General features: G+C 55.3%; 11 protein-coding genes. 5 read left to right on the forward strand and 6 right to left on the reverse strand.

What is annotated here, in order from left to right; genetic code table 11:
* The first annotated feature begins 91 nt into the window (after positions 1 to 91).
* From argS to hslU, 4 genes are all read left to right on the forward strand, one after another.
* A complete protein-coding gene (argS, locus tag BKP64_RS11995) occupies positions 92 to 1777 on the forward strand; it encodes an arginine--tRNA ligase (RefSeq protein WP_070970314.1) in 1686 nt (561 codons plus the stop codon).
* A 9-nt stretch (positions 1778 to 1786) separates the two neighbouring features.
* A complete protein-coding gene (locus BKP64_RS12000; protein WP_070970317.1) occupies positions 1787 to 2428 on the forward strand; it encodes an SPOR domain-containing protein in 642 nt (213 codons plus the stop codon).
* Between the two features lie 128 nt (positions 2429 to 2556).
* Positions 2557 to 3087, forward strand: a complete 531-nt coding sequence (gene hslV / locus BKP64_RS12005; RefSeq protein ID WP_070970320.1) for an ATP-dependent protease subunit HslV — start codon at positions 2557 to 2559, stop codon at positions 3085 to 3087.
* A gap of 12 nt (positions 3088 to 3099) precedes the next feature.
* A complete protein-coding gene (hslU, locus tag BKP64_RS12010; protein WP_070970323.1) occupies positions 3100 to 4428 on the forward strand; it encodes an HslU--HslV peptidase ATPase subunit in 1329 nt (442 codons plus the stop codon).
* Between the two features lie 40 nt (positions 4429 to 4468).
* On the opposite strand, the gene BKP64_RS12015 is transcribed toward hslU, so the two are convergent.
* The 3 genes from BKP64_RS12015 to BKP64_RS12025 form a co-directional block, all read right to left on the reverse strand.
* Positions 4469 to 5710, reverse strand: a complete 1242-nt coding sequence (locus BKP64_RS12015) for a patatin-like phospholipase family protein (RefSeq protein ID WP_070970326.1) — start codon at positions 5708 to 5710, stop codon at positions 4469 to 4471.
* A gap of 116 nt (positions 5711 to 5826) precedes the next feature.
* Positions 5827 to 8133 (reverse strand): phosphoenolpyruvate--protein phosphotransferase, encoded by a 2307-nt coding sequence (gene ptsP, locus BKP64_RS12020; RefSeq protein WP_070970328.1) that lies wholly within the window; start codon positions 8131 to 8133, stop codon positions 5827 to 5829.
* A gap of 16 nt (positions 8134 to 8149) precedes the next feature.
* On the reverse strand, positions 8150 to 8680 hold the full coding sequence (locus BKP64_RS12025) for an RNA pyrophosphohydrolase (RefSeq protein WP_070970331.1): 531 nt from the start codon (positions 8678 to 8680) through the stop codon (positions 8150 to 8152).
* A gap of 173 nt (positions 8681 to 8853) precedes the next feature.
* Between BKP64_RS12025 and BKP64_RS12030 the strand changes: the two genes are divergently transcribed.
* Complete coding sequence (locus tag BKP64_RS12030; protein WP_070970334.1) at positions 8854 to 9510, forward strand: histidinol-phosphatase; 657 nt, start codon at positions 8854 to 8856, stop codon at positions 9508 to 9510.
* A 9-nt stretch (positions 9511 to 9519) separates the two neighbouring features.
* On the opposite strand, the gene BKP64_RS12035 is transcribed toward BKP64_RS12030, so the two are convergent.
* From BKP64_RS12035 to BKP64_RS12045, 3 genes are all read right to left on the reverse strand, one after another.
* Positions 9520 to 10716: a class I SAM-dependent rRNA methyltransferase gene (locus BKP64_RS12035; protein ID WP_070970337.1), complete on the reverse strand. Its 1197-nt coding sequence runs from the start codon at positions 10714 to 10716 to the stop codon at positions 9520 to 9522.
* Between the two features lie 109 nt (positions 10717 to 10825).
* Positions 10826 to 11218, reverse strand: a complete 393-nt coding sequence (gcvH, locus tag BKP64_RS12040; RefSeq protein ID WP_070970340.1) for a glycine cleavage system protein GcvH — start codon at positions 11216 to 11218, stop codon at positions 10826 to 10828.
* 46 nt (positions 11219 to 11264) lie between these two features.
* Positions 11265 to 12155, reverse strand: coding sequence for a LysR family transcriptional regulator (locus tag BKP64_RS12045; RefSeq protein WP_070970342.1), 891 nt, complete (start codon positions 12153 to 12155; stop codon positions 11265 to 11267).
* Between the last annotated feature and the right edge of the window lie 75 nt (positions 12156 to 12230).

Below are 12230 nucleotides of genomic sequence, written 5' to 3' on the forward strand. Positions count from 1 at the left end.
CTCCACCTTTCCGCGATAATACCCGCCTTCTGTTTCTGACGGGCCCCCTGCCCTAACGCCAATTCTCCAGCAAACCGAGTCATCTGACAGCATGAAAGAGACCGTTTCCGATCTGCTCCAGTCTGCACTGGCCGCACTTCAATCCGAAGGTACCCTGCCCGCAGACCAGACTTATACTCCGCAAGTGGGCAACACCAAGGATAAATCCCACGGTGACTACGCCTGCAATATTGCCCTGGTGGCGTCAAAGGCTGCCGGTTGTCCACCTCGCAAATTGGCTGAAGCCCTGGTTGAGAAACTGCCCGACAGTAAAGCAGTCGAGAAAGTAGAGATTGCAGGGCCCGGGTTTATCAACTTCTTTATGAGCACAGCCAGTGCCTTTGAGGTGGTAAATTCCATCCTGGATGAAGCGGAGTCGTTCGGTCGCAACACGCAAGGCAAAGGCGAGAAGGTGCAAGTGGAATTTGTGTCTGCCAACCCTACCGGGCCTCTGCATGTTGGCCACGGACGTGGAGCGGCGATTGGCGATTGCCTCAGCCGCTTGCTGGAAGCCAACGGTTACGATGTGACCCGGGAGTTCTACTACAACGATGCGGGCGCCCAGATTAACAATCTGGCGCTTTCAGTCCAGTCACGGGTTAAAGGCCTGAGTCCGGAAGATAAGGACTGGCCAGCCGATGGCTATCGGGGCGATTACATCGTCGACGTAGCCAAAGCCTACCTCGCCGGCGAGACAGTCACGGCCGATGACCGGCAAGTGGCAGCCAAGGCGGATCCGGAAGACCGGGACGCCATTCGGGAGTTTGCCGTGGCCTATTTGCGCCGCGAACAAGATCTGGATCTGAAGGCGTTCGGTGTCGAGTTTGATGTCTATTTCCTTGAGTCTTCTCTCTATGAAGAGGGAAAGGTCGAAGCCACCGTCAAACGCCTCCAGGAAAATGGCTACACCTATGAACATGACGGCGCCCTGTGGCTGAAAACCACAGAATTTGGCGATGACAAGGACCGGGTCATGCGCAAAAAGGACGGTGGATACACCTACTTTCTACCTGACGTTGCCTACCATCTGGACAAGTGGCAGAGAGGCTTCACTACCGTCATCAACGAACAGGGGGCGGACCATCACTCTACCGTCACCCGTGTCCGTGCCGGCTTGCAGGCACTGAATGCAGGAATTCCAGAAGGCTGGCCGGATTATGTGCTGCATCAGATGGTGATGGTGACCCGGTCCGGTCAGGAAGTGAAAATTTCCAAGCGGGCTGGCAGCTACGTCACCGTCAGAGATCTGATCGATGAGGTTGGGCGCGATGCAACCCGCTTCTTCCTCGCAGCCCGCCGAGTGGACTCCCAATTGACCTTCGATATCGATCTGGCCCGCTCCCAGACCAATGAAAATCCGGTTTACTACATACAATATGCGCACGCCCGCATCTGCAGTGTGCTGCGAAAAATGGCTGAGGAAGGCGTAACCAGAGGGCGTAATGAGAGCGTGGGAGACCTGTCACTCCTGACTCTGGACGAAGAGAAAGAGCTGGCAAACCAGCTCGCCAAGTACCCGGAGCTGATTGCAAACTCGGCAGCGCTGCGCGAACCTCATCATCTGGCGCATTACCTGAGAGATCTGGCTGGCCAGTTTCACACCTATTACAACGCCCACAAGGTGCTGATTGAGGACACCTCGATCCGTGATGCCCGTGTCAGCCTGTATCTTGCTATACGTCAGGTGATTGCCAACGGCCTCGACCTGATGGGCGTCAGTGCACCGGAAGAGATGTAAACAGCGACAATGTCCCGAGACTATGCCCGCAAGAATCGCTCAACCGCCGCCTCAGCGACGACGCAGAACAAACAGCCTAAACGGGCGCGTCCGCAGAAGAAGCGGCAAAAGACTGCTGCTCCGGCGCGCTCCCAGCAGGGAGGACTGTCGGTGAAATGGATATTGTCACTTGCGGCCGTTGGCGGGTTCATCGGATTCATCATCTATCTGAATTCATTGCCCCCCGGCAGCCCGGCGCAACCAGTCCAGCAGGCTGAAAGCCCGACGACGAACCAGGAAAATAAATCGACCACCACGGCGAAACAAGAAGAGAAAAAGCCCGGGTTTCGTTTTTACGAAATGCTGCCCGAATCCGAGGTGGTGCCGCCCAAGGTTGACGAATACACTCCTGGCCCGGTCAAGAAGGATTTCGACTACGTGGTCCAGTCCGGCTCTTTCCGAAGCAAGGAAGACGCCGAGCGACAGCGGGCGCAGATCGCCTTCCAGGGGCTACGGGCGAGCGTTCAGCGCATAGATCTGGACAGCGGGTCCACCTGGTATCGTGTCAATGTGGGCCCTTTCAGCTCCCGCAGCCAGATGAATTCTGCCATCGACAAACTTGTTTCGATCAATATTCAGCCTCTGATTCGTAAAATCCCGAAAGAAGGTTGATCTGAAACATTCGGAAGGCAGCGTGTTTCGAAAGGCCCTGCACGCTGCCGGCACCCCCACACTTGAATTATTCCCTCTCGCCTCCATAACTGCTCAATACCGATTTCAATCAGGCAATTGGAGCCCAAATGACTACCATACTTTCCGTCAGGCGCGATGACGAAGTTGCCATGGGTGGCGACGGCCAGGTTTCCCTCGGCAATACCGTAATGAAGGGGAATGCACGCAAAGTCCGGCGCCTCTACAACGGTAAGGTAATCGCAGGATTCGCTGGCGGTACCGCCGACGCCTTCACTCTGTTTGAACGCTTCGAAGCCCAGCTGGAAAAACATCAGGGCAATCTGACCAAAGCAGCGGTTGAGCTGGCTAAAGACTGGCGAACGGACCGGGCTCTGCGCAAACTGGAGGCACTGCTGGCAGTAGCCGACAAAACAGCGTCACTAATAATTACCGGTAACGGCGATGTCATTGAGCCTGAACAGGGCCTGATCGCCATTGGTTCCGGCGGACCGTTCGCTCAGGCTTCCGCTCGGGCGCTGCTTGAGAATACCGACATCTCAGCGCACGAGATTGTGGAAAAAGGCCTCAATATTGCCGCCGACATATGCATTTACACCAACCACAATCGCACCATCGAGGTGCTGTCTACCAACGACTGATCCGGAGCGACCATGTCTGCAATGACTCCCCGTGAGATCGTCCACGAGCTCAATAAACACATCGTGGGCCAGGAAGAAGCCAAGCGGGCGGTGGCGATCGCCCTGAGAAATCGCTGGCGCCGTATGCAGCTAGACAACAGTCTGCGCGATGAGATCACCCCCAAGAATATCCTGATGATTGGCCCTACCGGTGTCGGCAAGACCGAAATTGCCCGGCGCCTGGCAAAACTGGCGGATGCGCCCTTCCTGAAAGTGGAGGCAACCAAGTTCACCGAGGTGGGGTATGTCGGTCGTGATGTAGAGTCTATCATCCGCGATCTCGCTGACATGGCGATAAAAATGCTGCGCGAACAGGAAATTAAGCGTCATGAGCATCAAGCCCTGGACGCGGCCGAGGACCGAATTCTGGACGCCCTCCTGCCACCCCCTCGCGATTTTAATGAAGACAGTCAGCGCACCGAAGACTCGTCTACCCGCCAGATGTTCAGGAAGAAGCTGCGCGAAGGCGAACTGGATGATAAGGAAATCGAGATCGATCTCCGCAGTAGCGGCGCCGGTGTCGAGATCATGGCCCCTCCGGGCATGGAGGAAATGACCAACCAGCTCCAGAGCATGTTCTCCAACCTCTCCTCCGATAAGCGCAAAACCCGAAAAATGAAGGTTTCAGATGCGCTGAAACGGGTCAAGGAAGAGGAAGCTGCGAAACTGGTCAACGAAGAAGAAATAAAGCAGAAAGCCATTGAGGCTGTAGAACAGAATGGCATCGTCTTTATCGATGAAATCGACAAGGTTGCCAAGCGTTCCGAGAACACCTCATCCGACGTTTCCCGTGAGGGCGTTCAACGAGACCTGCTGCCGCTGATTGAAGGAAGCACCGTCAGTACCAAATATGGCTCGGTTCGCACAGACCACATCCTTTTTATCGCCTCCGGTGCCTTTCACCTGTCGAAGCCATCGGATCTGATCCCGGAGCTTCAGGGCCGACTTCCGATTCGGGTCGAACTGCAAGCCCTGACACCTGACGACTTCAAGCGCATTCTCACTGAGCCGGATGCTTCTCTGGTTCAACAGTACGAAGCGCTGATGGCTACCGAGGGCGTCAAGCTGACGTTTGGCGATGACGCAATCGCCCGCATTGCGGAAGTGGCCTGGAAGGTAAATGCGACGACCGAAAATATCGGAGCCCGGCGCCTGCACACGGTTCTTGAAAGACTGCTGGAAAGCCTCTCGTTTGACGCAGGTGACAAGGTCACGGATGGCTTTGAGGTCACCGCCGAGTTTGTGGACGAGAAGCTCGGCGCCCTCTCCGAGGATGAAGACCTGAGCCGCTATATTCTGTAACTCATGAGAACGGGGCACCCACGGGTGCCCCGAATCCGGCTTACTGGGCTTTGTTGAACAGGTGAGTCACGTTCTCAAGGCCGGAAGCCAACCTTCCTTTCTCGGCACTCTTCTTACGGCCCTTGGCCACATACAGTGGCAACATCTCGCCATAAAGACTGGTGCTGATTGTTCTCTGCTCATCTTCCAGGCGATCACGACGAAGCTTGATGCCGTATTTGGCAAGCTTCGGTTCCAGCTCATCCGCACGAGTGAGCAAGTCCCGTCGTGTCATCTGATAGGCATGCTCACAGACCATGCGGCGAGACTGGAAACTGAAGACATTGGAGAAGAACAGCTTGGCATCATCGCGAGTGGGCTCGAACAACAGGATATCCTTATCCGGGTAATCCCGCGCATATTGGGCAATGCCCGACTGCATTCGCGAATAAACCATGGTGCGGAAGGTCTGGGACAAGAGGTTCGGCATGCCAGAGCGGGTGAGCTCGCCCGGCTTCATTGTGCCTGCCCGAACGGCAGCGCTGGCATCAATGGGCACCTGCGGATTCACAGCAAAGACAAGATCTGCACCATCCTCGAATGCAACAGATGCATGCAATCCTTTACGTAGTGTTCCGTCGACATAGTAGCGACCGTCGATCTCCACAGGCACGTACAACCCCGGCGAGGCCGTGCTGGCCTGAATCGCTTTCGAAATGGGCACATGATCAAAACCCGGCGCGCCGAAACAGACAGCTTCAGTGCTTTCGACATCCGCCGCCACAATGTAAAGGCTACGTTTCAACTGGCGAAAATCGTTGGTTCGGCCGAGCATGGTGAAAGCCCGCTTCAGGTATTCGTGCAACCCCTCATTATCAAACAGGCCCGCAGGCGCTGCCTGCGCCAGAATCGTCAAGGCTTCCAGCAAGCTCTGGTCATAGGGGTTGTTTATGAAGCGTTGAACTGCCGTGGACACGAGTCCTGGCACAGACAACAACCGGCTTCCGATTTCCCGGAACGCCGGCCGGTAAAAAACCTCCGGATGAAAGGGATGAACCTCGGCTTCGTTTCGTACGAATATCCGGCAAAGCTGTGCCGTGGTCATCTGATTCGCCAGATTGGCCGCTGCAAAGGAGCCGGCATTCACCCCAACGTAGACGGCAAGGTCGTTAAAATCGAGGCCATCCAAAGCTTCATCAAGGGCCCGCAGGGCACCGATTTCATAAATACCACCCAGCGGGCCACCGCCACCAAGGGCCAGCCCAATGCGGGGAGTGGATTTAAGTTCGGTTGGAGCAGTCATGGCCTGTCCTTTTCCTCCAGGGTTCCCGGAAACCCTATTCGTTTGTCGGGAAGTTACCCAAGCTATCAGCCAGTTTTAGAATTCACACCCTATATTTCCAGAAAGCCGCAACAAAATCAGGAAGCGGCCTGCTCGGCATAGGCCACCGCGCCGGATCTACCCGGCCTCAGATAGCGGCCAAATCCGGCGTTACGAAGCGCAAGGTCCACACAACTCTTGATGACATGGGGCGAATCCAGCAACAGGACGTCCTCCAGCAGCTGCACGGCCCACTCGCGACTAACACTGCGAATCACCGATTTTACTTTCGGCAAACTTGCCGCGTTCATGGAGAGGGAGTCATAACCCATTGCCATCAGAAGCAGAGCTCCGCCGGGGTCTCCCGCCAGCTCGCCACAGATTCCCACAGGCTTTCCAACCACATGGGCATCCTGCGCAACTCTGACCAGCGCCTGCAGCACGGCCGGATGGTAGGAGTGGTAAAGCTGCGCCACCCTCGGATTGTTACGATCAACCGCCAGTAAGTACTGGGTAAGGTCGTTAGATCCTACCGAAAGAAAGTCGACCCGGTCTGCCAGCTCACGAATCTGGTATACCGCGGCGGGAATTTCCACCATCACGCCCACCTTGGGCATGTGGATGTCATATCCCTCCTCACGAACTTCATGGTAAACCCGATAGATCAAGTGCAGGGACTCTTCGACCTCCGAGATGTTACTGATCATCGGCAACATGATCTGAAGATTGTTCAGGCCTTCACTGGCCTTGAGCATGGCTCGCACCTGAACCAGAAAAATTTCCGGGTGGTCCAGGGTCACACGAATACCGCGCCAGCCCAGAAAAGGATTTTCCTCTTGAATAGGAAAGTAGGTCAGTGACTTGTCGCCGCCAATGTCGAGCGTACGCATGGTCACCGGATTGGGCGCAAAAGCCTCCAGTTGCTCCCGGTAATATTCACGCTGTTCCTGCTCGGACGGAAAACGGTCCTTGATCATGAACGGCACTTCGGTCCGGTATAGACCAATACCTTCAGCACCATGGGACAGGGAGCGGACCACGTCAGTCATCAGCCCGGTATTGACCAGCAACGAGACCCGGTGCCCGTCTGTGGTTTCGCAGGGTTTATCCTTCAGGACCTCAAGGCCACGAACCAGCTCGTCTTCCTCGTCACAGATAGCCTGAAAGAATGTCCGCAGATCATCCGAAGGCGAGGCAAAAATCTGACCCTCAAAGCCGTCGACAATGAGTTCTTTACCATCCAACTGATTGACCGGGATGTCCACGAGACCCATAACCGTTGGCACGCCCATGGCACGAGCGAGGATGGCCACATGCGAGTTGCTGGAGCCTTTGACGGAAACCAGACCGACCAGTTGCCCCTTGGGCACCTCCCCGAGCATGGCAGGCGTCAGCTCTTCACTGACCAGAACCGTGCGCTCCGGGTATGCCACATGCGTCTGCTCACCTTCCTGAAGATGAGACAGCAAACGCCGCCCAAGATCGCGAATATCTACAGCCCGCTCCTGCAGGTAGTGATCGTCCATCATTTCAAAATGGCGAATATACTGCTGAACGACCTGCTTGAGCGCGCCCTGCGCCCAGATGCCTTCCCGGACTTTATTGGCAACCTCACCAGGCAAGGCATCATCACCTAGCATCCGCAAGTACACGTCAAAAAGCGCTTGTTCTTCCGGCCGAAGCTGGGAAGCCAGCCGTTTTGCGACGCGCTCAATATCTTCTCTTACCGCTTTAACCGCGGAGCGGAACAATGCCAATTCCTGCTCGATGTCCTCCGTCGGCTTTTCCGGCACCACGTCCAGATCGGCGGAAGGATAGACCACAACACCGGCACCGATTGCCACGCCCGGAGCACCAGGAACACCACTGAAGCTGACATCCCTGGCCTCCTCGCCGGTCAGCGACAGGCCACTGATCGCACCGGTCGCCTCACTGTGAGCGATAACACCAGCCAGCTGGGCCGATACAGTTACCAGAAATGCTTCTTCACCCTCGTCGAAACAGCGGGAACTCTCCCGCTGCTGAACCACAAGAACACCGAGTACCCTGCGGTGGTGGATGATGGGAACACCCAGAAAGGACCGAAAGCGCTCTTCGCCGGTTTCCGGAAAATAGCGATATCTGGGATGGGCGGGGGCATCTTCAAGGTTAATTGGCTCTTCGCGCGAACCCACAAGGCCAATCAGGCCTTCCGAATAGCCGAGACTCACTTGTCCGACGGCCTTGCGATAGAGCCCCTCGGTGGCCATCAGAATGTAGCGGTTCGTGGCAGGGTCAAGCAGATAGACGGAACAGACCTCGGTTCCCATGGCCTTCTGCACCCGCGATACGATGATATCCAACGCCTCCTGCAAATCGCGGGCGCTGTTTACCTCTTGTACAAGACTTCGCAGTATGCTCAGCATGGCCGGGATCAATCCGTCATTTCTGGAGTTCCTTTAAACGCCGGTTCTGCTCAATCCGATACCACTGTTCCATGTTGTAAAACAGTCGCGGAGCGAGCTCCCGCAGCGCACGTCGATACACTTCACGCTTGAATGAGACAACCTGGCCCAACGGATACCAGTAGCTTACCCACTGCCAGCCGTCGAACTCCGGTGAATCGGTACCGTCCACGCAAACCTGCGCGTCCGGCGATAGCATCCTCAGAAGGAACCATTTCTGCTTTTGGCCCACACAAACGGGGTGCGAGTTTTGACGTACCATCCTCCTGGGAAGGCGGTACCTGAGCCAGCCCCGGGTACAGCTGATGATTTCCACATCACTGCCCCCCAGACCAACTTCCTCTCCAAGCTCCCGGTACAGCGCCTCTTCCGGTGATTCGTTGTGTTTGATACCACCTTGAGGGAACTGCCAGGAGTCCTGCCCTATTCGCCTTGCCCAGAGGACTTCGCCCCTGTGGTTGGCCAGAATGATTCCGACGTTGGGTCTGAAACCGTCTGAATCGATCACGGCACAGTCCTCTCAATAGTCGGTTGGCCGGTACAAAAAATCACCGGCCAGAATTGTCCAAGTTGCTATCATTCTTACAGAAACCCAAGGGTTCGGCAAACAGAGCCGCATTGAACAGGTCGTGATAGACTGTCGCCCTTGGCGCAAGCCCCGCAATCACCGGAGGTAACAGCTTGACCCTAGCTATTTTTGATCTCGACAACACCCTTCTGGCCGGCGACAGCGACCATGCCTGGGGCGAATTTCTTGTTGAAGAGGGTATTGTCGACGCCGAGGAATATCAGAAGGCGAATGACCGGTTCTACCACGAATACCTGAATGGCGAACTGGACATCGTTCATTACCTTGGCTTTGCACTGCAGCCGCTGGCAATTCACAACATGGACCAACTACTGGACTGGCGAAATACGTTCATGGAAAAGAAGGTCCGGCCGATGATGCTCAGCAAGGCTACCCAACTGTTGGACAGCCATCGTGAGCAGGGCCACACACTGATGATCATCACCGCGACCAATCGGTTTGTAACCGAGCCGATTGCTGAAGCCTTGGGTATCGAGCACCTGATCGCAACCGAGCCGGAGCTGGTGAATGGCCGGTATACCGGGGAAGTCGCCGGCATACCCAGCTTTCAGGATGGCAAAGTCACCCGGTTAAACGACTGGCTGGAAGCTCACGACAGAAACCTGGACGGCGCCTGGTTTTACAGTGACTCTCACAACGATGCTCCCTTGCTGAAAGTAGTCAGCAATCCCGTTGCCGTTGATCCGGACCCCACGCTGGAAGCGCTCGCGCGGGAACATGGCTGGAAGATCCTGTCATTAAGAGACTGACCAGCCTCTTCAGAAAAAGCTGGTCAGTGACCGCACAAAACAGGATTTGATGTAATCGGTTTCTGGAATGCCCGGAATTACCGGGTGATCCGGAGCCTGATGCCCCTGTTCCAGTAGCTGCACAAAGCGATCGATCTTGCGACCACTACCGCGAATGATATCGATCAGCTTTTCCTGGGACAGGTGCATAGAGCAAGACGCTGAAACCAGAATCCCGTCCCGCTCAAGCAAGCGCAACCCTAACTGGTTGAGCCGGGCGTAAGCCTGCTCCCCTGCTTTCTGGTCCCGGCGACGGGGAATCAGCGCCGGCGGGTCCAGCACAACAATGTCGTATTTTTCTTTCTCGTCGCAGAGTGCCTTCAAAGCTTCAAAGGCGTCGCCTTCCAGGGTTTCCACGTTATCCAGGCCATTCAACCGGGCATTATGATGCACCGAGTCGATTGCTGAAGACGAACTATCCACGCAGGTTACTTGAGTCGCACCAGCACAGGCGGCCTGAATACCCCAGCCGCCGACGTAACTGAAAACATCAAGAACCCGTTTGCCAGGTGCATAGGCCTGCAGCCGTTGACGGTTCATTCGGTGATCGTAGAACCAGCCAGTCTTCTGGCCACCTTCCATCGGCACCTCAAAGCGAACCCCGTTTTCTTCAACACTGAGCAAAGAAGTCTCAGGACCGTGTGCCTGCTCGATATAGCTCTCCAGCCCCTCAACCTTTCGCATCTTGCCATCGTTCTTGAGAACAATCGCCGTGGGATGCACCAGGCGCTGAACAGCCCGCACAATGGTGTCTTTCAGCAATTCCATGCCGGCTGTTGAAATCTGCACCACCACCGTATCGCCAAAGCGGTCAATCACCAGCCCCGAAAGGCCATCACTGTCTCCGAAAACCCAACGGTAAAACGGCCTGTTGAAGAGCTTTTCACGCAGAACCAGCGCTGTCTCCAAGCGCTCCGTCAAACGCTTGGGCGTCATACCATGGCTGGCATCGCGACTGATGAGACGGCCACAAATCAGTGCGTTCGGATTAACAAAAACCGTCCCCAACGACTTGTCATTGGACGCCCTCAGCTCCGCCTGAGCACCCGCCTCAAAATCCGTGAGTGGCGACCGGCGGGTATCCACCTCATTACTGTAAACCCACAGATGACCCGCCCGGAGCCTACGCTCGGCACCTTTGCGAAGATATAAAACTGGAAAATTCATAACGAGCACCTGAAGGAAGTAAAAACGGGGCAAGGATTATACATAACCCAGAAACAACAACACGGAATAACGGGAGTCGCCGGGCAGGCCTTGCACCTACTCGCAGAGATTAGCCCTCGGCAGCCACATGCTCCGAGTAAGCTTCAGGATCCATCAGGCCGTCAAGCTCACCCTGATCAACCAGTTTCACCTTAAACAGCCAGCCATCCCCATAAGGATCTTCATTCACCTTTTCCGGCTCATCTTCAAGGGTCTCATTCACTGCAATAACCTCACCGGTGACCGGGCTGAACACATCTGAAGCCGACTTGACCGACTCTGCCACTCCGGCCTCCTCGCCACCGTTCACCGTGACACCAAGATCGGGTACGCCGATGTAAACCACATCACCCAGCTGTTCCTGGGCAAAATCGGTTATACCAACGGTCGCCGTACCGTCATCGGAAACACGGACCCACTGGTGAGTTTCAATGTATTTGAGATCTGCGGGTATATCGCTCATGATCGGATTCCCTGGTTGGATTTTTTGCGCAGTTTACCGCAAGAGCCTATCTCCAGCGAATACCCCGTGCCATAGTCATGAACGAATTCAGATAATCCACACCCTGATCCCGCTCACGAAGTCCCAAGAAGATCTGCTTGGTTATTCCCTGCCTGCCCATCCGAACCGGTTTCACCCTGATTTTTTCACCATATTCATTCACCAACCAGCGAGGCAAAGCCGCAACTCCCCGGTTCGCAGCGACCATTTGCAGCATGATATCCGTGGTTTCAATGATTTTGTGTCGTGCCGGAGTCGACTGAGCTGGCAACAAAAACCGGGTATAGACATCCAGGCGTTCAATTTCCACCGGATAGGTTATCAGTGTCTCGCTTTCCAGATCCGCGGGCTCCACCCAGGGCTTACCTGCCAGCGGATGGTTTTCGGAGACCACCAGCACCTGCTCGTAGTCAAAGACCGGTTCAAACACCAAGCCCGGCCGGTGAAGAGGGTCCGGGGTCACCAACAAGTCGATATCGTAGCCAAACAGAGCCCCGATTCCACCGAACTGGAATTTCTGCTTCACATCCACGTCCACCCCAGGCCATTGCTCAAGGTAAGGGCCCACAACCTTGAGCAGCCATTGGTAGCAGGGATGGCATTCCATGCCAATCCGCAGAGTTCCCCGCTGACCGCTGGCAAGCTGACCAACCAGTAATTCTGCGTGCTCAAACTGCGGCAATAGACGATTCGCCAGCGCGAGTAAACACTCACCTGACTGAGTTAAACGAAGCTGTCTTCCTTCCCGAATCCAGACGGGAGTACCTAATTGATGCTCCAGCTTCCGAATCGAATGGCTCAATGCAGATTGCGTCAGGTGCAAACCTTCGGCAGCAGCCGTCAACGACCCCTTCAAATGAACGGCACGAAGAATTTCCAGGTGATTGCGCTCAATCATTCCGCTTTTCCAAGAGCATGAAGTGAATTTTATTCATGTATTAGTGAAATAATACCATTATTTTTCATTACTAAT

The organism is Marinobacter salinus (genome assembly GCF_001854125.1).
GTDB classification, from domain to species: domain Bacteria; phylum Pseudomonadota; class Gammaproteobacteria; order Pseudomonadales; family Oleiphilaceae; genus Marinobacter; species Marinobacter salinus.

Bases quoted from the DNA above. Each gene is read 5' to 3' on its own strand.
- argS (WP_070970314.1), top strand. From the start codon at position 92: ATGAAAGAGACCGTTTCCGATCTGCTCCAGTCTGCACTGGCCGCACTT.
- BKP64_RS12000 (WP_070970317.1), top strand. From the start codon at position 1,787: ATGTCCCGAGACTATGCCCGCAAGAATCGCTCAACCGCCGCCTCAGCG.
- hslV (WP_070970320.1), top strand. From the start codon at position 2,557: ATGACTACCATACTTTCCGTCAGGCGCGATGACGAAGTTGCCATGGGT.
- hslU (WP_070970323.1), top strand. From the start codon at position 3,100: ATGTCTGCAATGACTCCCCGTGAGATCGTCCACGAGCTCAATAAACAC.
- BKP64_RS12015 (WP_070970326.1), bottom strand. From the start codon at position 5,710: ATGACTGCTCCAACCGAACTTAAATCCACTCCCCGCATTGGGCTGGCC.
- ptsP (WP_070970328.1), bottom strand. From the start codon at position 8,133: ATGCTGAGCATACTGCGAAGTCTTGTACAAGAGGTAAACAGCGCCCGC.
- BKP64_RS12035 (WP_070970337.1), bottom strand. From the start codon at position 10,716: ATGAATTTTCCAGTTTTATATCTTCGCAAAGGTGCCGAGCGTAGGCTC.
- gcvH (WP_070970340.1), bottom strand. From the start codon at position 11,218: ATGAGCGATATACCCGCAGATCTCAAATACATTGAAACTCACCAGTGG.
- BKP64_RS12045 (WP_070970342.1), bottom strand. From the start codon at position 12,155: ATGATTGAGCGCAATCACCTGGAAATTCTTCGTGCCGTTCATTTGAAG.